Here is a 26,117-nt window from a genome sequence, read left to right as displayed (position 1 = left end):
GACAGCAAACCGTTTCTGGTCTCAGATTTTCGGGATTGCATTCTCTAACAAACGTTGGTTACACTTCTTTATGCTGTTTGTGCCTGTAACAGGGTTATGGATGGCATCAGTTGGGGTTGTGGGTTTGGCGCTGAACCTGCGGGCTTATGACTTCGTATCCCAAGAATTGCGGGCTGCTGAAGATCCAGAGTTTGAAACATTCTATACCAAAAACATTTTGCTGAACGAGGGTATCCGTGCTTGGATGGCTCCTCAAGATCAGCCTCACAAACAATTTGTATTCCCAGAGGAGGTTCTACCACGTGGTAACGCTCTCTAATAGACCTACTGTATTAGGTGGCGGACGTGACCAGGAATCTACAGGCTTTGCTTGGTGGTCTGGTAACGCTCGTTTAATCAACCTATCGGGTAAATTGCTTGGCGCTCACGTAGCCCATGCCGGTTTGATTGTATTTTGGGCAGGAGCGATGACTTTATTTGAAGTCGCTCACTTCGTTCCCGAAAAGCCTATGTACGAGCAGGGCTTGATCCTGCTTCCTCACATCGCCACCCTAGGATGGGGCGTTGGTGCTGGTGGTGAGGTCATCGACACCTTCCCCTACTTTGTAGTTGGTGTACTGCACCTGATTTCTTCAGCTGTGTTGGGTTTTGGCGGTATTTATCATGCCGTTCGTGGTCCTGAAACCTTAGAAGAGTATTCCTCTTTCTTTGGCTATGACTGGAAAGACAAGAACAAGATGACCAACATCATCGGATTCCACCTGATCATTCTGGGATGTGGTGCGCTGTTGTTGGTGCTGAAGGCAATGTTCTTTGGCGGTGTGTACGACACCTGGGCACCTGGTGGCGGTGATGTTCGTGTAATTACTAACCCAACATTAAACCCTGCGGTAATCTTCGGTTATCTGACCAAGTCTCCCTTCGGTGGCGACGGCTGGATTGTCAGCGTCAATAACATGGAAGATGTCATCGGTGGTCACATTTGGGTGGCATTGCTTTGTATTTCTGGTGGTATCTGGCACATCTTCACCAAACCTTTTGGTTGGGCGCGTCGTGCGTTTGTCTGGTCTGGCGAAGCTTACCTTTCCTATAGCTTAGGCGCTCTTTCCTTAATGGGATTCATCGCCTCCACAATGGTTTGGTATAACAACACTGTTTACCCCAGTGAATTCTTTGGCCCCACAGGTCCTGAAGCTTCTCAAGCTCAAGCTTTAACCTTCTTGATTCGTGACCAACGCTTGGGTGCTAACGTCGGTTCTGCACAAGGTCCCACAGGTCTAGGTAAATACTTAATGCGCTCTCCCACTGGTGAAATCATCTTCGGTGGTGAAACCATGCGCTTCTGGGATTTCCAAGGTCCTTGGTTAGAGCCTCTACGTGGTCCTAATGGTCTTGACTTAGATAAGATCAAGAACGACATTCAGCCATGGCAAGCTCGTCGTGCTGCTGAATACATGACCCACGCGCCTCTGGGTTCTTTGAACTCTGTGGGTGGTGTGGCTACGGAAATCAACTCATTCAACTACGTATCTCCCCGTGCTTGGTTGGCAACTTCTCACTTTGTATTAGGTTTCTTCTTCCTCATTGGTCACTTATGGCACGCTGGTCGCGCCCGCGCTGCTGCTGGTGGTTTTGAGAAAGGAATTGACCGCGAAACCGAGCCAGTATTGTTCATGAATGACATTGACTAGGTTGCAAGTTTTCTTTCATGACTGACAGTTAAATGTTTTATTTGCCCTTGTGTAATAACGGGGGCTTTTTTTTCATCCGGGATAGGATGGGATTTTAAGGACTGTGGGTATGGCCTCTATAACTCTGTGAGCAATTTCTTCCGGTGTTTCCTGTTCTCTGACTGTGATTTTTAGATCAGCTTGGGAGTATAGTGGTGTTCTTTCTTCTAGGAGCGATCGCAATTTTCCTTTGGGATCACTATCTTGTAATAATGGTCTGGTGGTATCTTCTGCCAAGCGGTTGTAGAGTAACTCCACTGGTACATCTAGCCACACAACTAAACCGTGGTGTAAATAACTCCAATTTTCTCGCCGTAATACGATGCCTCCACCTGTGGCTATAGTCAACTGGGTATAAGCACATATTTGTCCTAATACATCACTTTCTAGCTGGCGAAACGCTGCTTCACCTTCTTCAGCAAAAATCTGATTGATGGATTTTCCTGTTGATTGGGTGATTACATCATCGGTATCTAAAAACCTGTAACCCAGATGGTAGGCTAATATTTTTCCTACCGTAGTTTTACCAGCACCCATCATGCCAATGAGGTATAGGTTGACTCCTTTTAATAAGTTGCTCACCAGTGGTTTCTCTCCTGTAATATCGTAACTTGATCAATGAACTTGATTAAAAGCGCTTTTCTTACTTACGGGAAGGTTCATCTTCATCCTCAAAGTCGTCATCTTCAAAAAAACCCCAGTCCTCTTCATCAGCTTGGTTATCGACCTGGTGAGTTGTTGGCGGTTGATAGGGTGGAATGATCACCCGGTAATCAGCATCGTAAACTGATTCAGTTTTTCCTACCCCAGTATTTTTCGGTTGACGATAGTTGTAGGCATAAACCGAACCCGGCTGAGTAGTTTCTTCTGGCTGTTGTTGGCGTTCGTAGGTTTGAGAGTCCCCCATCGGCGGGGTTGCTGCTCGTTCCTGTTCATCAAAATCCCAATCATCATTTTTATTGTTATTTGCCTCCCAGTCATCAAATGCGTTACTGGTGGTAGACTCTCTTGTATTTGATGGGGAAGGTTGATAAGTTGGCGGTTGAGTTTTTTCCCTAAATCTCTTTTTTGTTCGGGGTAAAGTTCCCCCGGATGGCAATGGTCGATCGCCAAAATAATTTGCTACCTTCAGCAGAGTGGTAATGAGTAGGGATGTGACGGCACCAGCAGCAGTACTAAAAAAAACCCACATAGCCAGTGGTAATGATAGGGTTTGCATACCCAAAAATACCAGCGACAGCACAGGCGACCAGTTTTGAACTAATAACAGTGTGAGTACTGCTAGTACTGCTAACAAAATAATTATGCGAGTTATAGCCATAGAAAAGGCAAAAGGCAAAAGTTACTCTATTTCTACTTTTACCTTTTTACTTTTACCTTTTTACTTGCTTCCTTGCCATCGGTGAATGGGGATGCAATCAATATCTAATTGATCTAAACCACGAGCAACTACAAAATCAACTAAGTCCTCAATGGTTTGAGGATTGTGATACCAAGCGGGAATAGCTGGTACAATTCTGACCCCACTTTCTGCCAAAGTTGTTAAGTTTCGCAGGTGAATAAGGCTAAATGGCGTTTCACGGGGAACAATGACTAGCTTGCGCCCTTCTTTAATTTGCACATCCGCAGCCCGTTCTAGTAAGTCGGAACTCAATCCACCTGCTAGCTTTGCTACCGTACTCATGCTGCATGGGATAATAATCATCCCCAAGGTACGAAAAGAACCACTGGCAATTCCGGCTCCCACATCCCCCCAGGGATGGCAGCGTAGTTTACCCCCAACAGCTACCCCAGCTTTTTCTCGCCAGAATTGCTCTTGTGCGGTTGGTTCACCCGGCATTCGAGTTTCCTGTTCTGCTTGCCAAACCATGTAGGTTGATTTGGAGGCAACTAGTTCAATGTTATAGTCGGCTGTCAGCAGATATTTAAGGGTGTGAATGGCGTAAATCAGTCCAGATGCACCAGATACGCCTACTATAAGGGGTTTTGAGTTATTGGACACTTGACTATGAGTAAGGTTTATTCATCCTCTGCATAAGGATCTAAATCGGCTGGTAAATAGATATCTGATGCCTCAGTATTGGCATTGATACCCAAACCCTTGGGGACAAGATCACTGTTGACAGTTACTAAATCAATTTGCTGTCGATAGTAATCGACACTTTTAACTTGTACGGCTACGAGATCGCCTAGTCTGTAAGAAGCTCGGTTTTTCCGCCCAAATAGTGCTTGTTGTCTGGCTCGGTATTCATACCAATCATCTTTGAGAGAACTGACATGGACTAACCCTTCTACCCGTAAAGGTACGTTGATATGTTCTCTAGGATTGGATTGTGTCCCAGGGACTTCAATTTCTACAAAAAACCCGTATGATTGCACACCAGTGATTACTCCTTGGAATACTTGACCAATGCGCTGTTTCATCAGTTGGGCTTTTTGCAGTCCAGCTAAATCGGCTTCGGCTTCTTGGACTTGTTTTTCTCTGTCGTTAATCTGGATGATCACCCGATTTAAATCGCTTTGGAGTTCTTGTTGCAATTCCGGCGGGAGAACGTTCCAGTTAATTTCCCTGTAACAAGAGGAGTGGCGCAGGTTGACGCGCTCTTTGACACGGGTGTTACGGCGATCGCGCCCCTGTTCTAGTAGTTTATAGTATACTCTTTGCATGAGCAAGTCTGGGTATCTTCGCAGAGGAGAAGTACAATGAGTATATTGCTCTAGTGATAAACCAAAGTGTGTTCCCTTATTGGTGTTATAAGCTGCTGGTTTGAGTGTGTCTTGTAACAAATAAGTCAGGACTTGTTCCGATGGAGATTCGGCAAATGCCCTCGTTAACTGCTGATAATCTAAGGGTTGAATGTCTACATCTGATTCTAGTGTCAGTTCTACCCCTAAATTGGTGGCTAATTTCAGCATTTCTTGGACATCTTCATGATCGGGTGTACCTTGGACTCGCCAAATGGCTGGGATACCCAAAGCACTCAGATGTTTAGCCATTAGTTCGTTAACTAGCAGCACTAACTCTGTCAGGAGCGATCGCACTGGTAAATCATTGACTAATACTGCTCCCAGCATCCCCTCATCATAGTAGGGGTTTTGATTTGGTGGTAGATTTAACTGTAAGCTACCACGTTCTAAACGCCTTTGTTTTAATGCTTTTCGCAGTGTTTCTAGGTCTTGCAGAATCTGAATTACCTTGGGGGGCTGTTCTTGAGATTCACCTGTGAGAACTGCTTCTGCTGCTTGCCGACTTAGTGCTGTCTTCACATTGATCAGGGTGGGTTGAATTTCCCACTCCAATGGTTTTCCGGTTTGTGGATCAATGGCAATTAAGAAAGAGATGGCTAGGCGATCGCTTTCTGGCACAAATGAACACCGTTCTGCTACCGCTTCTGGTAACATTGGCAGCAATAAATTACCTAAATATATTGACCTGCCCCGCTTTGCGGATTCTCTATCTAGGGTTTCGTCTGATTTGACATAATGAGCAACATCAGCAACATGACAGCCTAATATCCAATGTCCCTCTATTGTCCTTTCTAAACTGAAAGCATTTTCTATGAATTTATCGTCATTATCTATACCTGCAATCGTCAGGGTAAATAAGTTGCGTAAATCCAGTTTGTCTTGTAGTTCTGCTTTCAGTATTCTTTTAGGTAACTTAGCTGCTGCGTCCAGCACTATTTCCGGGAAACTACGAGATAAATCATGCTTACAAGTTACTAAATCTATATCAGCTGCAGCTTCAGCATCGCTGCCCAGGATTTGCACTACTCGACCTAATGGGGGATTTTGCGCTAGGGGATAACGCATAATTTCCACATGGGCGAGGTGGTCAATGGCTTCTTCTAATTTCATGCCATTGGCTTGGATGTTTAGCTCAAACAGCAATCTATCATCTAAAGGTACAGCACGAAAACCGGTTTCTACTGACTTAATTCTGGCCAGTAATGTGTGGTTTGAACGTTCCAGGATCAGCTTCACTTCTCCTTCGGGAGAACGGCGACGACTGCCTTCTTTAAGGATTCTCACTAAAACGCGATCGCCATTCCAGGCATGACTGAGATGGCTTTCACGAATGTAAATATCCTCGGATCCTTCCGCATCCTGAATGGCAAAGCAAAACCCTTTACTAGAACAACGGAGTTTAGCTTCAATTACGCCTTCTTGTACTACCCGGCGATATTTGCCGCGTTCTTTCACCAGAATACCGATTTTTTCCAAGACTTCCAGGGCAATGTGAAGTTTTTGTAAACTAACTTCATCCTCGCAACCTAGTTTCTTTTCCAGAACTTTACGAGCTACCAATTTATCATCAGTGAAATTGGCAAGGAGTGTAGCGATAGAAAATTCCATGCAGTGAACCGACCTTTGGTCAAAACATCATTTTTGATTTAATCTGGCCTTTTCCTGTATACCCTCTCTTCAGAAGAGACGCTGTGCGAACACGGCTTACAGAAACTAGTGCTGCTACGCAGAAGTCAAAAGACCTTTTTATCTGCTGACTTTTCAGGTGATGAGAAAAGATTATCGTATAACCTAACTCCCCACCCCCTTCCCCAGCAGAGAAGGGGGAATTTTGAAAATATCTCTCCTTGCAGGAAAAAGATTTGAAAAGGGGTTGTTAGTTTCCATGAAAAGTCAGTTTTTTTTGGGTAGCACGAACAACTTGTGATTAGATAGCGGGTTATTTCTGCCTAACTGCACTAGTTGGAAACGAATTGCCTTGAGGCAGAGTTCCTGTTTTAGGGTAACGAAACCGGCTCACCTTGACGGGAAGCCGCTTTGGACTTACGAACCTGTCACTGCAAAATTGTCTCAGAGTTTGTCTGAATGTCAGATACTTTTACTAACCCAGCTTAATACATCACACTTGATGGAAATTTAGTCTCACTCGGTAATTAGGCGACCAGTCTTTAAGAGGCTGCATATGGATAAGTTTCCACCCACAGCACAAGCGCTACCAGGAGAAACCACAAGTGTTTGATTATCTAGATTTCAGGTACTTTCACCATAAGACTCTGATATGTAAGTAAGATAAACTGCCCGTAACCTTGATTTTCCTATATGTAGAATCAGTAACAATCAGGAAAGCAGCTTAACAAGCAGTGAGGGCGAACCGTATTTCCATTATTGTAGATTTAGTGGGTACTCACAGGAAATAATTCCGGATCTATAATCGGGTAATTAGTATAGCATTCAAACAGTACTCACCTAGAGTCACGCAACCAACAGCTACTGCTACAATCAGGAGACATATGATTCCTGAGTCCTGAAAAGAAAAAAAGTTTTATTTTTTTTTCTTGGAGAAATTGGGAAAGCAATCACACTTTTTCGTCATAAAGCAGATTTAGATTGGTGGCAATATTATTATGTTGATGTTGGCTCAATTCCAGAGATTGTATCCCAACGGCTGTATTACTACTGAATTGGTGCAAATTTTTCAAGGCAAATACATTGTTAGGGCTAGCGTGCAAATTGATAATGTTACCCGTGCTACTGGTATGGCGGGAGCAGAAGCCATAGAAGTGGCAGAAGACCAAGCCAGAGCTAGAGCGTTAATGGTTTTGGGCATAAGCAATTCTCCACAAACATCTGTAGAATTTTCTAGCCAACCAAGATCCCGAGAACAGTTGAATCCTGCCAACAGCGCAGAGGTAAAATTAAACCAGCCAGCAATGGCTAGTTATTCCCCTACAGATCAAGAGTTTGGGACGGGTCATTGGTCAGCAGCCAATGTTAAGGAATCTGTACCGGCTGTGAGTGAACAGAATACGAAAAATGAATCAGGTGATTATGGTCATACTTATAGGCAAGAATTCTCTCCTGCAGTTGAGAAGCGGGAAAAAATGGCTGATCACCAAGGAGAAGTTCACAAATCTGGGGGCAATTTTGGCAGTAATGTCACACCATTTATCCCCCGGACTAATGCTCCCCAGGAATTGGACACTCAAACAGGGGTAGGTAAGAAAAACAATAAAAATGAACCAGTGGATTTGTCTGATGTAATCGCCAAAACAGATGTTGAACTTCAGCGCTTAGGCTGGACAGCAGAACAGGGGAGAGATCATTTAATTAAAACCTACGGTAAGAAAGGGCGAACTTTGCTAACTGAGGAAGAATTGTATGGATTTCTAAAACATTTGGAGTCTCAACCAGACCCGATAGCGGGATTTTGACCTAGGAGTGGGGAGTGGGAAGAAAGCAAACCTTCCTCCTCTCCCACGTTTTGCTCTGGAAAGTTTCAAATTAGAGCGGTCAAAATACTACTGATTAAGAACAGCAACCGGACGGCTACCAGCAGCATGACGGTCAATAACTTCGTCAATTAAGCCATATTCCTTAGCTTCATCGGGGGACATGAAGAAGTCCCGCTCGGTATCTTCAGCAATACGCTCAATTGGTTGACCAGTATGTTCAGCTAGATATTCATTTAACCGTTGCTTGTGGTATAGGATTTCCCGGGCTTGAATTTCAATATCAGTTGCTTGTCCCTGAGCGCCCCCCAGGGGTTGATGAATCATGATGCGAGAATGGGGTAAACTCATTCGCTTACCTTTAGTACCTGCACTGAGAAGGAAAGCGCCCATACTTGCGGCTAGTCCAGTGCAAATGGTACAAACATCAGGGCGGATGTGCTTCATGGTGTCAAAAATACCCATACCAGCCATGACAGAGCCGCCTGGAGAATTAATATACAAGTAAATGTCTTTCTCCGAGTCTTCAGCATCTAGAAACAATAATTGGGCAACAATCAAATTAGCAATGTCATTATCAACTTGTTGTCCCAAGAATATGATGCGCTCACGCAACAGTCGTGAGTAGATGTCAAAGGCACGTTCGCCTCGACCTGATTGTTCAACAACGATGGGAATCATGCAGAGTGTCTGTAGCTATCCTAATTTTATATATATCTTATCGAGTTGCCCCTGGTTTGGTCTAACGAAAATTTGGAGTCTGCACCTAGAGCGTAAAATCCCAGTGGTTTTAGTCCGGGGAGTGTCAATCATGAGACTGTAACAACTTTTCTAGACCTTCTCTGGATGTTTTTGATTCCTTGAGAATAAATTGGTCTGGTCGTTGATACTGATGATAAATATGCTCTATTCTCTCTAGGGATATTGGCTCCATAAAGGCTGCTATTCTGCTTTGGGGGAGAATTTCTGTCTTTTCAATGTAGTTGCTAATTTTTGAAGGATAATCGCCAATACCAATGTTGGGTACTCCCAGTATATCAGCAATTATAACCGAGTGGAGACGATTGCCGAGGTGAAAATCCATTTGGCTGAGTATTTCCACAAAATTTTCTGGTTGATCCCATGAATGAATCTGACAGTTATCTTCGGGTAAATATTTTTTGAGGAGTTCATGAAATTTATTGTCGCTTCTTTCCTGACCCTGATGTGCTGGTAATAGGTGAATAACTGAGTTGAACTTTTCAATTAATGGTGTTAATTGTTGGGCATAAAATTTCGCTCTGCCTTCACCCCACCAAAATTTACCAGAAAAAGAAATGTGATCAATATTATTAGACTTTGATGGGTTGGTGAGATATTTATCGTACATGGATAGGTCTAAAAAAGCTAAGTCACCGCCTAGATGAAAAGGTTTAGTATATTTAAGGGTTTGCTGGACAAATTTATCAGATTGGTTATCTCTGACATAGAGAAAGTCGGCATTTTCAAATATTTTAGCTAAGTTTTTTTCTGTTTCTGGTTTAACGGTTTCTAAGCCTACGCCTAAAAAAACAAAACTTTTACCCATGAATTTGGCAAAGTTTTGCATCCTAATTAAGTTTTTCGGTCTGCTGCTGAAGTTTAAAGTACCTCCGCCCCAAATAATATAATCGCTTCTTAACATTAACCATAGTTTTTGCAGCTTGGTTAATTGGTTGCTAAAAAATTCTATTTTTTCTGATGTACTTTGGTAGTAGTCGTCTTGACAAAGTACAAAAACTTTATCTATTACTTGCTTTGATTGCCAAAATTTTGTTAATTGGTATACAAATATGTCATCCCCTATGTTGTGACAACCATAATAGCCCATCATTAAAATTTTCATATTAATTACTTTGATTTTGGCAATGGTGAACAGTATATTTTAATTATGTTGATTTTTCAATATATTACAGCCCATTTTTCTTAGGTAAGTAATTTATACCCGTATTGCTCAAGGCTTGTACGGAGCGTAAGCATAGTATACCAGCCGTACCAGATGTATATCACTTATATTTGTCATTCGTTAGAGTTTAACAAGCATCGAATGCCTATCAAATAAGGATTTTTATCTACATATTTTCTCTCTATCAGGGTGAGATTGCTATATATATTACTTATTTTTTAGGAAAAATTTGGCAAATTATTCCTCTGCTGGGCAGATGGAAAAAATTATCTAGGGAACTTTTCACAGACAAGAAACGTCTTAGATATCAGCTTCGTCAGACAAGAGCTTTTCTGGCTCTGTGTGTTTTAGTATATTTTTCCAAATTTTTAGTTAAATCCGGGAAACCAATAGTGGGACGTGTATTTACAGAAACCCATGCTAGTGGAAGTGCTATTAATATAAGGAATACCTGCCATGCCTGAAAAACTTGTGCAAGCGGCCATAATTACATTTTTACTCTACCTGATAGCAGGTCTTAGCCCTAATTATCGAATTCAGACCAGGGTATCTTCGACAACTAAAGAAACCCCTGTAACAATTGTCAGCTTTTTGTTAGGTTCTTTAAATTGACATACTCACCGACCTTCAAGGTCGGTGATTCTTGACAGTTCACAGTTTCTCCATGTTTATGTTAAGCTTTAATTGAGTTGTTAAGTTACTGATTTATTCTTGATCTTGTCAACAACACCACCAGTGAGGCTGCGGAAATATAAACCGCCAATGGTGGTTAAAAATACCAGGTAACCTATGGCTTGCAGTAAATACAGATGTTCTCGATAGCCAAACAAAGATTTGAGAATAATGCCTGGGAATTGTTTATCTGGCAATATGTTTTCAGTGTTCCAAACCATTGGACCTAAAATGCAAGAGTGAATTTTGCTAAAGTGTTGGTAATAAAAACAAATACTTTCTGAAGCACGACTGCTGAGGGCTAGGTTGGCTAAACCTTGATCAAAATGCTTTAAGGCAGAAACTACCAAGCCGGCAACAATCAATATTAGTAAAACGCCCATGACTTGAAAGAATTGGCGAATATTGATTTTTACCCCCAATTTAAATAATAAAACGCCAATGGCTGCTGCTGCTGCTAAACCGACAATGGCTCCTGAGACGGGTACTAATCCTTCTTGAAAATTAGCAGCAATAAATAAAACTGTTTCAAAACCTTCACGGACAACGGCGATTAAAATTAAACTAAATACGCCCCAACCAGCGTTGGAATTTTCTGTGAGGGCTTCTGTTACTGCTCCTTGAATTTCCGCTTTCATAAATCTGGCTTGTTTGGTCATCCAGATCAGCATCCAACTGAGCATAGCAATGGCCATAACACCAAATACGGCTTCTAGCATCGGCTCAACTACTGGGGTGTATTCAGGATTCACTGCCCCTAGTAATTTAATTACCCAAGTAAATAAGATACCGATTAAGGCACTAATGATAATACCAACAGCCACACCAGCATATACCCAAGAGTTGAGTCGGGATTGGTTGGCTTTTTTTAGCAAGGCTAGGACAATACCAACTACGAGAGCGGCTTCTACTCCTTCTCGGAGTGTAATTAAAAAGGTGGGTATAGCAGTACTAAAATTCATGTTGGGAATGGGAGTAAGATGTGGGGAGTGGGAAGAAAAGGTACTAATAAGTAGTTAGTACCTAGTTATAAATCACAAGGGATTTAGCTGAAGTCCCGGAGCATTTTTCTCAATTCGAGGCTGTGCATTTCTTCTTGCCCAATCATGCCACGGGCAAATTCTTCTAAATAAATGCTGGCATTGGTGACTGTTGCCAAGAGACTTTTATACAAATCTAGTGCTTTTTTTTCATGGGACAGGCTTTCTGCCAAAATATCTTTGACTGTGTGTTGGTAGGTTTCTTCCATAGGGGCAACTTTTAAGGAGGGATGCCCCTCTAAGCCAGTGAGAATTTCTCCTACTTGTTGGGCATGAAGCAGGGATTCACTGGCCTGGGCTTTGAAAAACGCTACTATGGGAATGCGATTAGGACCTGTGACCATCAGGGAATAATGGGTATAGCGTACTACTCCCGCTAGTTCAAATTCCATGATGGCGTTAAGTAGGTCAATGGTTTTTTGTGTGTCAAGCTCTTGCATCATTTGGCAATTATTCAGTGTTGGGTGAAGAGATATACTCTTAACTTTTATTCTAAACTGCTCTGTTTACTCGCAATAATTAAGTAAATGTGAATGTCTGGCGGTTTTGCTGAATGGAGGTTTATGACGTTTTTGTTGAGATAATGGGGGCAAATGGTAAAAATTCGCAATTAGTTTTGTGTATCATATGGGATTGACGGCTTATTGTCAATAATTATCAACTATGGGGAAATTTGAATAAAGGAACTGACTGGATGAGGTAGTTCATGGTATAGGTTGATGACGGGTAAATCAAGACAATACACCTATCTATATATGAGGTGCGGAAATTGTTAAGTATTATTGGGAAATCAAAACTTTTATCACTGATGGTGATAGGTTTGATTAGCTTTTACATCATTGTGGCTGGAGCAGCACCAGCTTATGCAATGCACATTATGGAAGGCTACTTACCAGGAAGTTGGGCGATTTTTTGGTGGGTGGTAACTATACCGTTTCTGGCTTTGGGATGGCGATCGCTGACGAGCATTACTAAAACCAATCCAGAATTAAAATTACTTTTAGCATTGGCGGGGGCGTTTGCTTTTGTTTTATCGGCGTTGAAATTACCTTCAGTTACGGGTAGTTCTTCCCATCCTACAGGTACTGGTTTAGGGGCTGTGTTATTTGGACCCTTGGCTATGTGTGTGCTGGGTACTTTGGTTTTATTGTTTCAGGCTTTGCTGTTAGCACATGGGGGTTTGACAACCCTGGGGGCTAATGCTTTTTCTTTGGCCATTGCTGGTCCGTTTGCTGCTTATGGGATCTATCATCTGACCAAGCGGCTAACTGGTAAGGAAAGGATAGCAATTTTTTTGTCCGCGGCTTTAGCAGATATATTCACTTATCTGATTACTTCTGTACAATTGGCTTTAGCTTTTCCTGCGCCTGTGGGTGGGTTTATGGCTTCTTTGGTGAAGTTTGCGGGGATTTTTGCCGTTACTCAAGTTCCTTTGGCAATTAGCGAAGGATTACTAACTGTACTGGTGTGGAATTGGTTACAATCCTATACACCTGAAGAATTGGAACTGTTGAAGTTGATCAAAAGGAAACCTCAAAGCAATGAGTCAGTTTAAAGGTAAATCGAGTAATTGGCTGTTAATATTAGCTGTGCTTAGTTTAGCGATCGCTCCTGTAATTTTCATCCGGGATGCAGAATTTAACGGGGCGGATGGTCAAGCTGAAGAAGCTATTGGGGAGGTGCGCCCTGAATATGAACCTTGGTTTAAACCTGTTTTTGAACCGCCTAGTGGGGAGGTGGAAAGCTTGTTATTTAGCTTTCAGGCTGCTTTGGGTGCTGGAGTGATTGGCTATGTGATGGGGTTATATAGGGAGCGTTTTCGCCAGCAAAGGAATAAGTAATGAGTCTGCAAATAGATACTCTGGCCTATGGTAATAAATTGCGATGGTTAGCGCCAGAGCAAAAATTGTTATTTGCGATCGCTTTATTAATTATCAGTGCTTTTACTCATCCGCTGTTACAAATTTTAATTGTGATCTGGATGGGTAGCTGGACTGTTGTTTATGCTAAGATTCCTTTAAAAATCTATTTAAGATTAGTTTATGTTGCCAGTTGGTTTTGGTTAATCAGTTTGCCTGCTTTAGTAATTAATGGTGTGAATATTGGGGATTTCAACTTGGTTCAAAATGATTCAGTATTTGGGTTTAATCTTGGATATTATTATATATATATCAGTGGGGATGGAATCAAGGCGGGATGGACAGTTTTAAGCCGGGCGATGGCTTCGCTGTCTTGTTTATACTTTGTCATGTTAACTATCCCATTTACTGAACTTTTACAAACTTTACGACGCTTTGGCTTGCCGATTTTGTTAACTGATATTTTGTTATTAATGTACCGCTTTATTTTTATTTTATTAAACACTGCTCAGGAAATTTGGACTGCACAACAGTCTCGTAATGGGTATTGCAATTTTGGAAGAGGGATGAAAAGTTTATCATTATTAATTGGACAATTGCTGAGACGCACTTTAGAAAATTATCGTCAAGTTGGTTTAAGTTTAGCAGCCCGGGGTTTTAATGGAGAGTTTCAGGTTTGGCATTCCCACCGCTATTATTTCTCTAAACGCTATGCCATAGAATCTATGCTGGGATGTGTAATGTTAATAGGGTTGGCGTGGAGTTAATAAATTGCCTCAACAGGCGTTTTGGGAAAAAATTATGCTAGAGTTTGATGGGGTATATTATACTTATCCCGGCACAGATAAATTAGTTTTAAATAATTTAAGTTTAAAAATACCTGCCCAGAAAAAATGTGCGTTAATAGGTCAAAATGGTTGCGGTAAAACCACATTATTTTTATTAGCTAATGGTTTATATAAAGCCCAAAAAGGCGAGATTAAATGGCGAGGAGATGGGTTGAAATATGACCACAAATCTTTATTGAAACTACGCCAAAAAATTGGGCTAATTTTTCAAGATCCACAACAGCAGTTGGTGGCGGCCACTGTGGAAGAGGATATTTCTTATGGCTTGTGTAATCTGGGGTTAAGCACAGCAGAAATTCAAAGGCGGGTTGAGGAGGCTTTGATTGAGTTTGGATTAACTGAGTTAGCCCAAACACCTGTACATCATCTCAGTTTGGGACAAAAAAAACGGGTTTCTCTTGCCGATGTGATGGTGTTAAAACCAGACTTGCTATTACTAGATGAACCAACTGCATATTTAGATGGCTTACATACCCGCAACTTGATGGCAACTCTGAAAAAGATTCATACATCTGGAACAACAATATTAATGGCAACCCATGATCTAGATTTAGTGTGTCGTTGGGCAGATTGGGTGTTTGTCATGGATAAAGGACAACTTATTTTACAAGGAAGCCCCCAGGATGTGTTTAAAGAACGGGAAATTCTCGAAGACCTACAGTTAGGAGTGCCATTAATATATGAAATGCTTTTTAGTGAGCAAATAGCAGAAAAACAGCAACTTTGGGCAGAATTACACCAAAGAATATTACAAATGTTTCCTTTTTTTAGTTAATACAGATCCCCGATTTTTCTGGTAAGTCGGGGATTTGTGTATGAATATAAAGAAAATATAAAAAAATATAAAAAAAATATAAAGAAAATATAAAGAAAAAATGGCTTATATTACCGAAAAATCATGCTTTCCCGCCAAGGAAACCATTAAATTTACAGAAAATAGTTTTTAGAAATAAAATTCAACATTATGATAAATAAGTATATTATTTATGGTAAAAATTATTGTCTATATCCCGTGAATTCCAGGATAAAATTACCTAACAAGGGCATTGCAACAGCCAGAAGAAAATTACATTGTTTTTTTAATGTAATGCCCTGTGTGAGTCTACAGATTTAGTACAGATTCAATAGAGGGTAGATAATGCATATTCCTGATGGATTTATTTCCGTTCCCGTAGCTGGTGTGACTAGTTTATTGAGTGGAGCAGCCCTGGTGGTTGCTTGTGGGCGATCGCAAGAGGCTTTTGGTATTCGTCGCGCTCCCATACTGGGTTTGACTACGGCTTTTATTTTTGCGGGGCAGATGGTTAATTTTCCGGTAGCAGGGGGAACTAGCGGTCACTTATTAGGAGGAACTCTGGCGGCCATAGTTTTGGGCAGTCCCTGGGCGGGAATGTTATGTATAGCGACAGTGTTTATCATCCAAGCTGTACTATTTGCCGATGGTGGGATCACGGCTTTGGGTGCAAATATTTTAAATGCAGGGGTAATTAGTGTTTGGGTGGGCTGGGTGTTAACCCAAACTTTACATCGCCTGTTGGGAGGTTCTCAAGGGCGCTTACCTCTAGCTGCGGGTATTGCTGCTGGCGTGAGCGTAGTTGTGGCATCTGTGGCCTGCGCCATTGAGTTAGTTTTGTCTGAAACTGCTGCGGCTGGTTTGGTGTTACCCGCTATGACTGGGGTGCATATTTTGATTGGTGTGGGGGAAGGATTGATTACCGGGGGTGTGGTAGCCTATCTGGCTAAGGCTAGACCTGATTTACTCCCAGGAGAACAAGAGCAGTTTCAAGGATGGTTAGTGCCTGTGATCAGTATTTTCTTGATTGCTGGTGTGTTATCTCTGGTGGCTTCCGGGTGGCCTGATGGTTTGGAAAGAGTGGCTGAAAATATGGGTTTTATAGATTTAGCTGAAGAAGTGCGAATAGCCGTACCAACACCTTTAGCTGATTACGAAATCGAAGCTATAGGAATCATCGGTACAAGTATTGCTGGTTTGTTAGGATCTGTAGTTAGTTTTGGTGTGGCTTTTGGAATTGCTAAGGTCATAAAACCGAAGAATGCTTAAAATTGCTTTACCTTTACGTTTGCAGCTGTCTTTAGTGATTGTGGTGGGGGCAGCCTTATTAAAATATCATGCTTGGCTGTGTTTGGGGGTGTATGGGGTAATTGCCGTAGTGTGGGCAGTTAGTTTGCGTGTACCTATACCCCAATTGGCGGGGCTACTGGGTACTGAGTTAATTTTTCTGTCGTTAATGGCTTTGCCTTTAGGATGGGAGCGAGCGAGTTTTTTATTGATGCGTTCTCTGGTTTGTCTGGTGACTATGAATAGTTTTTTGTTAACTTTACCCCCCCATAGTTTTGGGGTTGCTTTAAAAAGCTTACCAGTACCCACAGCTATTAAGGCAAATTTATTGTTAGCTGGGCAGTATTTGGAAATTTTGCTGGATGAAGTTAAACGGATGCAGCGTAGCGCTAGATTGCGGGGTTTAAATGGTACGGGAGCATGGTTGCGCTATACCAGTGCAGCTATGCTGGGAGCTTTATATCTCCGTAGTTTAGATAGAGCCGAAAGAGTTTATACGGCAATGGTAATTCGTGGCTATAATGGCGAGTTACCCGTGAATGGGATGTTTAGACCCAGAGAGCGTTTTATTTTGTTGGTGGCCTGGGTAATGGCTGCTATTTTGACCATCAGTTCTTACAAGCTTGAGTGTGGGTATTTTGAAATCTTTAACTTTTGAACCCCAATTTCCCCGACATCACGATGACCCCAAAGTGATTGAGGTAGAAAATCTGGTGTACGCATATGGTAAGCAGGAGCCTGTATTACAGGAAATTTCTTTGACTTTGAATGCAGGCGATCGCGTGGGATTAATGGGTGCTACTGGTTCTGGTAAAAGCACTTTACTGGAAAATCTGATTGGTTTAAAACAACCACGGAAGGGAAAAATTTTGATTAATGGTATACCTATAGAACCAAAAACCCTTCCCCAGGTGCGCCGTTACATTGGTTTTGGTTTTCAAGATGCTAACGACCAATTGTTTATGCCGACGATTTTAGAAGATATCACTTTTGGTCCCCGTAATTATGGTGTCCCGCCGGCGGTGGCTATTGACCGAGGGAGGGAGTTGTTAAGAGATTTTGGTCTGGAAGCTTATGCTAATCGTTCCGCTCATGAACTTTCTGGAGGACAAAGACGGCTGGCTGCTTTGGCGGCGATTTTAGCTTTAGATCCCAAAATTTTGATTTTAGATGAGCCGACTAATGGACTTGATCCCGCATGGCGACGACATTTAGCCCAAGTTTTATTACGGTTGCCGGTGCAGGTGATGTTAATTGCTTCCCATGAGTTACATTGGTTAGGAAAAGTGACTAAACGGGCTTTAGTGCTGGCTGGTGGTAGGATTCAGGTAGACGGTGAGATTCAACCACTGTTACAGGAGGAACATACTTTAAATCGCTTGGGTTTGCCGGTTGGCTGGTGAATGTTGGATTTATTTGTGGGGGAGGTGGGAACAAAGAACAGGGAATAGGGAACAAAGGATAGGGAACATTGAGCATTTCTAGAGAAATGCTAATCTTGTTCCAGCACCTTTTAACCATAGAGGAATGGGTATTATCTGTGTGGCGTAATTTAATTGTCATTACCTGTGTTGGTTTGAGTGTTGGTTTACTGGTGAGCAGTTGTGACGATAAGGTGACTCAGTGTCAGCGACTAATTGAGGTGGTGAATGCTGGTAATTCTTTGATTGACCAGGAGAAAGGAAAGCAAGTAATAACTAGCTTTCAACTGTCAAAGGATTTGCAAGTCATCACCAAATCTTTGGCAAAGTTGAATTTGTCAGATCCTAAGCTTCAGGAGTTTAAAGGGGATTTTGTGCAGGTGTTTGAGAGTCTTGCTCAAGGGATCGGTAAAGCATCTCAGGCTCTTGGTGCGGCTAAAAATGCCGCAGCATCAACCACTGGTAGGAAGCAACTGGAAACGGCAAAAGTAAATATTGATACATCCCTCACTGCTGCGGAGAATGCTGGTAAAAAATCAGATAGTTTGGCAAAGGAGTTAAATGACTATTGTAAGCAGTATTAGTAAGTTTATCTACTTGATTCTAATAGGTCTAATAGGACTGTGGGGAGTTGTTGGAGAGTGAGTTTAAGTTATAAGTATTGTGCGATTGCCCAGGGCGCTGGTGAAGCTAATCGCAATTATAATATGATTGTCAACCCTATAATTATCAGCACCTGATTTTGCTGTCAAATTATCATCATGAAACAAGAATTAATTGCCACATTTTTACAAATTTTCCGCTTTAATATGCGTTGGATGACTTGGAATTTATTTCTGGCTTTCATACCTTTAGTTTTGAGTGTGTGGTTATTTCGTATCAAACGGGGGGGTTCTTGGATTTGGTGGCTGGGCTTTCTGGTTTTCTTTGCTTTTTTGCCCAATGCGCCTTATTTATTAACGGATATAATTCATTTTATAGACGATATCCGTCGGATTCAATCTGTATGGATGATTACTTTAGTGTTAATTCCTATTTATCTGGTGGTGATTTGGGCTGGGTTTGAGGCTTATGTAATTTCTTTAATAAATTTAGGTTACTATCTACACCGCATTGGTAAAAGTCAATGGATTTTGGCGGTTGAATTAATTACTCATGCCCTGTGTGCAGTTGGTATTTATTGGGGTAGGTTTTTACGTTTTAATAGCTGGGATTTTGTGACTCAACCTGATGCTTTACTGACTAAAGGTATTGAAGAGTTACTAGGTAAACAGCCTTTAACAATTGTGGCTGTAACTTTTGTGATTTTGGTGGCTTTATATTGGATTATGAAACGGGTATCTTTAGGTTTTGTGATGCAGCTACAAAATAATACAGGTATTCAAGAACATCACTTTTAACCTTTCAGGAGAGGGGTGTAAAATTATTTAAGTTTTGGGGAGTGTCAACTATCTAAAGAATAGTGTCTGGGTGGGGTGTTTTTTTGTCAAAAGCAAGATGAAATTTTCACCAATATCCTGTGATATCAAATTAACTTGTTTAATTTTTATTCATAGGAGTTGGATAATATGATGCTGTTTTCTGATGATGAGTTGAGGGTTTTAATTAATAATTCTCAGTGTCCATGTGTTTCTTTATATATGCCGACGGCCAAGGCGGGTCCGGAAATTCGAGAAAACCCCATTAGGTTTAAAAATTTGATTCGTGAGGCTGAGGAACGTTTGGATGGGATAGGGCTTCGTCATACTAAGGCGGTTGATTTTCTCCAGCCTGCTAGGGAACTTGATACAACTGATTTTTGGGAAAATCAAAACCGGGGATTAGCAATTTTTATTTCTCCTCAGATGTTTCGCTATTACTGTCTACCAATGACGTTTCCACAGTTGGCGGTTGTGACGGGACAGCCGTCTGAGGGAAGATGTGGTTTTCATGTCAAACCATTGCTGCATTTGCTCAATGGTGATGGTAAGTTTTATCTTTTGGCTTTGAGTCAAAAAAATGTCAGGTTTTTTGAGGGAACTGGATATAGTTTAAAGGAGGTGGAGGTGAAAAATATGCCTGAAAGTATGGAGCGGGCTTTGTTGGAAGACGATATTCAAAAAGGGGTGCAGCATCGTATTGCTACCCCTAGGGGGGGAACTGTGAACCCTGCTCAACATCCAGGGGATTTTCACGGTTTGGGAAGTCCTGACCGGGACAAACGTCAGGGGGATATTTTGGAGTTTTGTCATATTGTTGACAGGGCAGTACATGAGAAAATTCACGGGGAAACTGCGCCTTTAGTTTTGGCAGGAGTTGAGTATCTGTTTCCTATTTATCAGGAGGCAAATACTTATACGGCTTTTGTGGATTCTGGTATTACCGGTAACCCGGAATTTATGAAGGCGGAGGAGTTGCATGACAGAGCTTGGGCAATTGTTGAACCTTTGTTTGGTAAAAATCAACGGTCAGCAATGGGGGTTTATCAGCAGTTAGCAGGTACTGGTAAAACTTCTAGTGATATTAAGGAGGTGGTATTGGCTAGTTATTGTCACCGGGTTGATTGTTTGTTTGTACCGGTGGATAGGCAAGTTTGGGGGCGGTTTGATGCAGATGCTATGGATGTGGATGTACACTTACAAGAGGATCTTGATGATGAAGATTTGTTAAATTTGGCTACCGTTCAAACGTTTATTAATGGTGGCAGGGTGTATACTGTTGGGTCACAAGAAATGCCTGGTGGTGTGCCTGTGGCTGCTGTTTTCCGGTATTGATTTGGTTGCAGTTATTTGTAGTTGGCGAGTTGGTTTCTGGCGGCGGCTAAAATTAAGCGTTGTTCCGCTCTGGCGATCGCTTCCCATGTTCTGGAAACCGCTTCTGGTTCTACGCAAATGGAGGTTATACCCCATTGCACTAAATGATCAATGATTTGAGGATGGGTGACCGGGGCTTGACCGCAGATGGAACAGGGGATATTGGCTGATTTTGCCGTGTGGATTAGTTGAAAGACTGCTTTCATTACTGCTGGATGACGTTCGTTTAATGTTCTGCTCATTTGTCCCTGTTCTCGATCCACTCCTAGGAGTAGTTGGGTGAGGTCATTTGTACCTATGGCTATGCCCTGGATACCAGCTTTGATGTATTCTGGAAGTAGGAATATAACGCTGGGTACTTCTGCCATGATCCATAGTTGAAATTGTGGGTCTTGGGTTAAGCCGGCTTGGTCAACTTTGGTTTGACAAAAGGAAAATTCTCCGACACTGCGAACAAAAGGCAATATTAGGTTGATGTTACTGTATCCGGCTTGCTGGACTGTGGCCAGGGCGGTAAGTTCTATTTCAAAAATGGTGGGGTCGGATATGTAACTGAATGTACCCCTTAGCCCTAGTTTTTGGTGGTGGCTGTGGGCGGTGGCTGATGGATGAGTTAATGATGGTAGTTCAGGCGATCGCCAATCTAAGGAACGATAATATACTGGTCGCGGTGCGAAGGCATGAGCAATTTGGATGATCTGCTGTGACCATTTTTCTAATAACTCGCTTTGACGGTTATTGATCAGCCAATTCTGGGGATGTTGTCCCTCTAGAATGTTCAGTAACATTAGTTCTGATCGCAACAATCCTACACCATCTATGGGTAGGTTTTGCACTCGTTCTAGTGTTTGGGGCTGACTGAGGTTAACCAATAATTGAGTAGAAATAACGGGTGTATTTGTGATGACGGGTTGGGGGGTGTTTGGTGTTTGGTTTGGTTGGTTTGGTTGGTTTGGTTGGTTTGGTAATGTGATGCGGTAAATTTCCCCCGTGTCGCCGTCTAGGAAAATTTGCTCTTGGTGTTGAATTAGACTTGTGGCATTAGGGGCGCTAACTATGGCTGGTATGCCTAGTTCCCTGGCTAAAATTGCTGCATGGCTGGTTAATCCTCCCTGGGTTGTGATGATGCCCGCTAGGTTTTTTAATGAGGGTAGCCAATGTGGGGGAATATTAGGCGCTACTAAAATGATTTTTTGGTTGATTTGCTCCGGTGGTTGCTGGGTTGTGGTTATTAGGTGTGCTTTTGCTGTGACGGTTCCTGGTGATGCGCCTATACCTTTGATAATCAATGGGTTGGGGGATTGGTGGGGGGTGGTTGGGATGAGGGGATAACTAATTTGGGTCAAGTGCAGTTGGGGGGTGGGGCTAGTGTCCGAGATAGTCCATTTGATAGTAAAGTCTTCTGTTGTTTCCGTGAGGATTTGATTACCTAGGGTGATGATTTGTTGTAAGTGTTGTTCTGAGAGGGCGTATTGGTTTTGTTCGGTTTCTTCTAGTATGTAGGTGATGATGTCTGTATCTGCTGAGAGAATTTTTTGGGGTGACTTGGGGTGGGGATGGTGAAAGTTATGAGCTAGGGTTTTATGTCCTAGATGTTTTTCTATGACTGTTCCTGTTTGTGGGTGGATGTGGTAAATGTCCGGTAGGATATCTCCTTGAGTAATAGCTATTCCTAAACCTGTGGTTGCTTCTATAGTCCAGGCTGCGGTTCGGGAAGTGGTATAAAGAACACCACTGGCGATGGCGTTTTGGATGGGTTGTATTAATATGGCTAGATCTATTTGTTGTAGATTAATGCCTATGCTTTGCCAATATACTAGGCTTTTAGCACGGAATAATTGACTCCAACTACGTTTTAAAGCCGTGGCCATAGCTTCTGGGTTCCGGGAACAAAAAACAGCATCTAATAATCCAGATGGGTTTTTGTCAGCTGGGGTGAGGGTAGATAATGCTAGGCTAGGGCGAAAAATTACCTGGTTGGTTTGCCATTGTTGGGTAGCGGTGACAATTTCATTTATCCATTGTGGTGGTATTGTCCCTGTGAGCATTTCTTGACGTAGGCGTTGAGCGACTTGCTGGAGTTGTCGCCAGTCGTTGACATCTAAGTGTAAGGAAGAATAAGGGATGTTGGCTACTAAGGATCTGCTGTTCAGGGTGGCTAGGAATTGTCTTAATACTTGTGCTGAAATGACAAAACCATTAACTACTGGATAGCCACGCTGCATAAAGTTGCTCAAGTAAAAGGCTTTGTCGCCTACTTGGGGGCGGTCTTGTGGTTGGATTTGGTTAAGCCAGTAGAGTCTATCCACTCAATTTGTTGGTTGTTTATAGGTATGTGATTATTTTAGGGATTTAAGGTTAAAGCTGGTGAGATTTTTTCCCGGTTCGTTGACACTCCCCACGGCTCTCTCCGGGAGATTCTAGCGTCACTGACGTTCCTGGCTTTTACCAGACTTGCATCCAGCAGAAGTAGAGGAAATATCTCTACTGGTTAACTAATAAAATTGTTTCCATCCCCTTGCGGGGAATTGGGGTGTTGGACTCAGTACCCAATTACTGGTATTGGGACCAGGATATTTTGTTTCCATCCCCTTGCGGGGAATTGGGGTGTTGGACCCAATAGATGAAGAGAACAGACAAGCCGCATACCGCGTGTTTCCATCCCCTTGCGGGGGAATTGGGGTGTTGGACGATGACCATCCCTAATTATGTGTACACCGAAACAAACGCGTTTCCATCCCCTTGCGGGGGAATTGGGGTGTTGGACGATGTAATAGTTGATTTTATTGATGATTACATTGGGGGTTTCCATCCCCTTGCGGGGGAATTGGGGTGTTGGACCTATAGAAGGATACTTCTATAAAGCAGTTTCAATAAAGGTTTCCATCCCCTTGCGGGGGAATTGGGGTGTTGGACGGAGAACGTACCTAAAGATAAAAAATGGAGCCATAGAGGCTCAATCCGAGTTTCCATCCCCTTGCGGGGGAATTGGGGTGTTGGACTTAAAAAGCGTAGTCACGGACGATCACGATTATACCGAGTTTCCATCCCCTTGCGGGGGAATTGGGGTGTTGGACTTAACGGTAAGCATAGAGTCAATCCAAACAAAAACTACTGGTTTGTTTCCATCCCCTTGCGGGGGAATTGGGGTGTTGGACGGCAGCAGAAGAGGGGAAGTGGAATTTGCTTTTGATGTTTCCATCCCCTTGCGGGGGAATTGGGGTGTTGGACCCTACCCCTAGGAAACTATTGCTGTATTTAGTTTTCAAGGTTCGGTTGCACGAGGCTACGGAATTTGAGATGTATCATCTTGCTTGCGTAGCTGTGTCTGGGTTGCTGAAGTGTGGTTTTCAGCCTATGAATTTAATATAACAGGGTTTTACAAACAAGTCAAGGGTTTTTTGATATCTTTACTTTTATTTACATTCTTTCGCTGAGTGTGGCTGGCTTTGGCTCCATGCGACGGTTTTGGGGCAAGCTTTACATTTCTTAATATAGTTGTAACAGTGACTGGGGTTGGGGTTTGGGGGTTTTGGGCTATTTGGTGGGCTTTACATTTTGTAATCTTGTTGGGGTGTGGGGGTTAGTCCTTCTAGGGTGCGGGTGACCAGTTGAATGTCTCAGATGGCTAGTGTTGATTTATGTGGGTGGGGTAGCCTTCTGAGTCTTGAATTTTTTTAAGATATTGAAGCACCAGGTTACTATTTTTAATCAGCTTTAATTTAACCCATCAAACTTGCGTTAAAACGGATTATATACATAAAAATCAGTCGGTTTTAACCGACTTTAGCTATTAGATGGGGAATTTATTCCCCGGCTATATTCCCTCCTAACGGTATCATGTGTATCTCACGTGTTTAAGAAATGCTATATTATTTATAGGCTTATAGGCTGGGAAAGTTTTAGCAGATACTAGCAGATACTAGCAGACACTAGCAGATACAATTTATAGCAATAAATTAATGAAATTACAAACTACTACCCAAACTATCAAACTACTTAAAGCCTACTACACTCCTGAAGAATATTTAGAACTGGAAGCTAGGGCGGATAATAAACATGAATTTCGAGATGGAGAAATTATTGCTGTGACTGGAGGGACGACTAATCATAATAAATTGGCGTTAAATCTAGCCACTAGCTTAAATTTAGCATTAACTGATTTAGAATATGAGGTTTATATTGGTGATGTAAAGTTGTGGATACCACGCTATCGGCAGTTTACCTATCCTGATGTGATGGTAATTGAGGGTGAACCTGTTTATTACACTACCAACGCCACCACAGTAACTAATCCTGTATTAATTGCTGAAGTTTTATCTCCATCTACTAAAGATTATGACCAGGGGGATAAGTTTCTTTATTATCGTTCAATTTCTGAGTTGAAAGAATATGTTTTAATTGACCAAAATCAATATTATGTGATGCAATATGTCAGAACTTGTAACAACCAATGGATTTTGACTGAATATGAGGGAGAAAGTGCTGTCTTAAGTTTATCAACAGTACAATTAAATTTATCTTTACAGCAATTGTATAAAAAAGTTAATTTTGCTTCTAATGCTGACCTTGGGGACTAAATTGATCCCATAGCAGGAGCGAGCCGGATGCTCCCGCTACCCGATTTTTGGTTCACACCCCACAAGATACCTTGACCTTCTAAATTATACATATTGCCGAAAACAGAACTTACAGCACTTCCCGGTGTTATGAGGTACAAAAATTAATGACAAAACTCTTGTGGAGCGGGCATCTTGCAAGCTAATAGTGTACTTCACTGATATGAAATATGCTGTAAGGTTTTCGTTTAGTTCAAGACTTTGCTAACACAATTTGAGAGTCATGGGAAGAAGCTGTACTGACCATTCCTGAATATTCCCCATTGTAGTTAGTAAATTCAGTCGGTGATCTGCGAATATGGGATAAACGAATTTGCCAATCGGAAACCTGGTCATAAGTTAGGTGATGAGTGTTGGAGGTTGTTGTCCATACTCCCCATAAACAACTATCTTCAAATTGTAGCAATCCTTCCTTGCGTAAATTAAAGGCTTGGGGTGTTCCGGGTAAGGGAATAATACTATAGCAACAAGTCTGAAATTCTAGCTGTGGGTTAATTTCTACCAGTTCATCTACCAGGTCTGTAATTGCTTCCTCCAGACGTAATAAGTCATCATGATCATCATCAGGTAGACCGATAATGATGCCATAAGTAACCACAGGTATACCAGTGCCAACTACGGATTTCATCAATGTACAATGCTCTTGCCAGGGTAGCAACTTTTTGTAGGCTTCCCGTCCAAAAACAGGACGTTCTGCTGGGATATAAGCCAAAGGACAACCAACTTTTCCATCCCAACCAAACAAAGCAGGACTTACGCAACTGGCACAGGCGATCGCTATATTATAGTATTTGTGTACTGAAATAAGTGACACAACTAGCACAAATAGTGGGCGGGCTTCGCGGTAGCAAAGCGACAAATTGAATCAAACCAAACACATAGAAATACTTGGGCGTTTGAGTTGCTCAATTAAATAATTAGAAAGCAATTTCTGC

At 42.1% G+C, this 26,117-nt stretch carries 24 protein-coding genes, 1 pseudogene and 1 CRISPR repeat array; of the genes and pseudogenes, 15 read left to right on the top strand and 10 right to left on the bottom strand.

The window, feature by feature from the left end; all coding sequences use genetic code 11:
• A pseudogene (locus NWP17_RS08810) lies at window positions 1-319 on the top strand (photosystem II D2 protein (photosystem q(a) protein)); the annotation flags it as partial.
• Complete coding sequence (gene psbC / locus NWP17_RS08805; RefSeq protein WP_280654536.1) at window positions 303-1,691, top strand: photosystem II reaction center protein CP43; 1,389 nt, start codon at window positions 303-305, stop codon at window positions 1,689-1,691. The pseudogene NWP17_RS08810 and the gene psbC, both read left to right, overlap by 17 nt.
• Before the next feature lie 72 nt (window positions 1,692-1,763).
• Here psbC and NWP17_RS08800 read toward each other — a convergent pair whose 3' ends face one another.
• The 4 genes from NWP17_RS08800 to NWP17_RS08785 all read right to left on the bottom strand — a co-directional run bounded on the left by NWP17_RS08800 (window position 1,764) and on the right by NWP17_RS08785 (window position 6,086).
• Entirely contained in the window at window positions 1,764-2,312 is a 549-nt protein-coding gene (locus tag NWP17_RS08800) for a shikimate kinase (protein WP_280654535.1), read from the bottom strand.
• A 61-nt stretch (window positions 2,313-2,373) separates the two neighbouring features.
• On the bottom strand, window positions 2,374-3,051 hold the full coding sequence (locus tag NWP17_RS08795; protein ID WP_280654534.1) for a LapA family protein: 678 nt from the start codon (window positions 3,049-3,051) through the stop codon (window positions 2,374-2,376).
• 60 nt (window positions 3,052-3,111) lie between these two features.
• Window positions 3,112-3,732, bottom strand: a complete 621-nt coding sequence (locus NWP17_RS08790; protein WP_280654533.1) for a flavin prenyltransferase UbiX — start codon at window positions 3,730-3,732, stop codon at window positions 3,112-3,114.
• Between the two features lie 17 nt (window positions 3,733-3,749).
• The gene (locus NWP17_RS08785) at window positions 3,750-6,086 is read right to left on the bottom strand and encodes a ribonuclease R family protein (protein WP_280654532.1); all 2,337 of its coding nucleotides are present in this window, start codon (window positions 6,084-6,086) and stop codon (window positions 3,750-3,752) included.
• 1,022 nt (window positions 6,087-7,108) lie between these two features.
• On the opposite strand from NWP17_RS08785, the gene NWP17_RS08780 reads away from it, so the two are divergent.
• Window positions 7,109-7,909 (top strand): hypothetical protein, encoded by an 801-nt coding sequence (locus tag NWP17_RS08780; protein ID WP_280654541.1) that lies wholly within the window; start codon window positions 7,109-7,111, stop codon window positions 7,907-7,909.
• 87 nt (window positions 7,910-7,996) lie between these two features.
• Here the strand turns inward: NWP17_RS08780 and clpP are convergent, their stop codons facing one another.
• Both clpP and NWP17_RS08770 read right to left on the bottom strand, forming a co-directional pair.
• On the bottom strand, window positions 7,997-8,608 hold the full coding sequence (gene clpP / locus NWP17_RS08775) for an ATP-dependent Clp endopeptidase proteolytic subunit ClpP (protein WP_280654531.1): 612 nt from the start codon (window positions 8,606-8,608) through the stop codon (window positions 7,997-7,999).
• Window positions 8,609-8,732: 124 nt separating this feature from the next.
• Window positions 8,733-9,791, bottom strand: a complete 1,059-nt coding sequence (locus tag NWP17_RS08770; protein WP_280654530.1) for a polysaccharide pyruvyl transferase family protein — start codon at window positions 9,789-9,791, stop codon at window positions 8,733-8,735.
• Between the two features lie 516 nt (window positions 9,792-10,307).
• On the opposite strand from NWP17_RS08770, the gene NWP17_RS08765 reads away from it, so the two are divergent.
• Window positions 10,308-10,463: a hypothetical protein gene (locus tag NWP17_RS08765; RefSeq protein WP_280654529.1), complete on the top strand. Its 156-nt coding sequence runs from the start codon at window positions 10,308-10,310 to the stop codon at window positions 10,461-10,463.
• A gap of 80 nt (window positions 10,464-10,543) precedes the next feature.
• On the opposite strand, the gene NWP17_RS08760 is transcribed toward NWP17_RS08765, so the two are convergent.
• Window positions 10,544-11,485 carry an FTR1 family iron permease gene (locus tag NWP17_RS08760; protein WP_280654528.1) on the bottom strand — a complete coding sequence of 314 codons (942 nt, stop codon included), beginning with the start codon at window positions 11,483-11,485 and terminating at the stop codon, window positions 10,544-10,546.
• Between the two features lie 83 nt (window positions 11,486-11,568).
• The gene (locus tag NWP17_RS08755) at window positions 11,569-12,003 is read right to left on the bottom strand and encodes a ferritin-like domain-containing protein (RefSeq protein ID WP_280654540.1); all 435 of its coding nucleotides are present in this window, start codon (window positions 12,001-12,003) and stop codon (window positions 11,569-11,571) included.
• A gap of 368 nt (window positions 12,004-12,371) precedes the next feature.
• On the opposite strand from NWP17_RS08755, the gene NWP17_RS08750 reads away from it, so the two are divergent.
• The 10 genes from NWP17_RS08750 (at window position 12,372) to NWP17_RS08705 (ending at window position 20,524) form a co-directional block, all read left to right on the top strand.
• Window positions 12,372-13,118 carry an energy-coupling factor ABC transporter permease gene (locus NWP17_RS08750; RefSeq protein WP_280654527.1) on the top strand — a complete coding sequence of 249 codons (747 nt, stop codon included), beginning with the start codon at window positions 12,372-12,374 and terminating at the stop codon, window positions 13,116-13,118.
• Window positions 13,105-13,404 (top strand): energy-coupling factor ABC transporter substrate-binding protein, encoded by a 300-nt coding sequence (locus NWP17_RS08745; RefSeq protein WP_280654526.1) that lies wholly within the window; start codon window positions 13,105-13,107, stop codon window positions 13,402-13,404. Before NWP17_RS08750 ends, NWP17_RS08745 begins: the two co-directional genes overlap by 14 nt.
• Window positions 13,404-14,189, top strand: coding sequence for a cobalt ECF transporter T component CbiQ (gene cbiQ, locus NWP17_RS08740; protein WP_280654525.1), 786 nt, complete (start codon window positions 13,404-13,406; stop codon window positions 14,187-14,189). The genes NWP17_RS08745 and cbiQ overlap by 1 nt, the downstream gene beginning before the upstream one ends.
• Window positions 14,190-14,223: 34 nt before the next feature.
• Window positions 14,224-15,045: an energy-coupling factor ABC transporter ATP-binding protein gene (locus NWP17_RS08735; protein ID WP_280654539.1), complete on the top strand. Its 822-nt coding sequence runs from the start codon at window positions 14,224-14,226 to the stop codon at window positions 15,043-15,045.
• A gap of 363 nt (window positions 15,046-15,408) precedes the next feature.
• Window positions 15,409-16,332: an energy-coupling factor ABC transporter permease gene (locus NWP17_RS08730; RefSeq protein WP_280654524.1), complete on the top strand. Its 924-nt coding sequence runs from the start codon at window positions 15,409-15,411 to the stop codon at window positions 16,330-16,332.
• Window positions 16,325-17,008 carry an energy-coupling factor transporter transmembrane component T family protein gene (locus tag NWP17_RS08725; protein ID WP_280654523.1) on the top strand — a complete coding sequence of 228 codons (684 nt, stop codon included), beginning with the start codon at window positions 16,325-16,327 and terminating at the stop codon, window positions 17,006-17,008. The genes NWP17_RS08730 and NWP17_RS08725 overlap by 8 nt, the downstream gene beginning before the upstream one ends.
• Window positions 16,989-17,753, top strand: a complete 765-nt coding sequence (locus NWP17_RS08720; RefSeq protein ID WP_280654538.1) for an energy-coupling factor ABC transporter ATP-binding protein — start codon at window positions 16,989-16,991, stop codon at window positions 17,751-17,753. Before NWP17_RS08725 ends, NWP17_RS08720 begins: the two co-directional genes overlap by 20 nt.
• Before the next feature lie 68 nt (window positions 17,754-17,821).
• Window positions 17,822-18,355: a hypothetical protein gene (locus tag NWP17_RS08715; protein WP_425332656.1), complete on the top strand. Its 534-nt coding sequence runs from the start codon at window positions 17,822-17,824 to the stop codon at window positions 18,353-18,355.
• A 177-nt stretch (window positions 18,356-18,532) separates the two neighbouring features.
• Window positions 18,533-19,171 (top strand): DUF1361 domain-containing protein, encoded by a 639-nt coding sequence (locus tag NWP17_RS08710; RefSeq protein ID WP_280654522.1) that lies wholly within the window; start codon window positions 18,533-18,535, stop codon window positions 19,169-19,171.
• Window positions 19,172-19,339: 168 nt separating this feature from the next.
• Entirely contained in the window at window positions 19,340-20,524 is a 1,185-nt protein-coding gene (locus NWP17_RS08705) for a baeRF3 domain-containing protein (RefSeq protein ID WP_280654521.1), read from the top strand.
• 11 nt (window positions 20,525-20,535) lie between these two features.
• Here the strand turns inward: NWP17_RS08705 and NWP17_RS08700 are convergent, their stop codons facing one another.
• Window positions 20,536-22,872, bottom strand: coding sequence for a putative PEP-binding protein (locus NWP17_RS08700; protein ID WP_280654520.1), 2,337 nt, complete (start codon window positions 22,870-22,872; stop codon window positions 20,536-20,538).
• A gap of 345 nt (window positions 22,873-23,217) precedes the next feature.
• Window positions 23,218-23,794: direct repeats of the CRISPR family, unit length 37 nt; unit sequence GTTTCCATCCCCTTGCGGGGGAATTGGGGTGTTGGAC.
• 731 nt (window positions 23,795-24,525) lie between these two features.
• On the opposite strand from NWP17_RS08700, the gene NWP17_RS08695 reads away from it, so the two are divergent.
• Window positions 24,526-25,143, top strand: coding sequence for a Uma2 family endonuclease (locus NWP17_RS08695; RefSeq protein WP_280654519.1), 618 nt, complete (start codon window positions 24,526-24,528; stop codon window positions 25,141-25,143).
• A 232-nt stretch (window positions 25,144-25,375) separates the two neighbouring features.
• Here the strand turns inward: NWP17_RS08695 and NWP17_RS08690 are convergent, their stop codons facing one another.
• Window positions 25,376-25,996 (bottom strand): hypothetical protein, encoded by a 621-nt coding sequence (locus NWP17_RS08690; RefSeq protein WP_280654518.1) that lies wholly within the window; start codon window positions 25,994-25,996, stop codon window positions 25,376-25,378.
• Between the last annotated feature and the right edge of the window lie 121 nt (window positions 25,997-26,117).

Origin of the sequence: Chrysosporum bergii ANA360D (assembly GCF_029891735.1) — a bacterium.
In the GTDB taxonomy this organism is placed as follows: Bacteria; Cyanobacteriota; Cyanobacteriia; order Cyanobacteriales; family Nostocaceae; genus Umezakia; species Umezakia bergii.
This window is presented reverse-complemented; position numbering and strand designations above follow the sequence as displayed.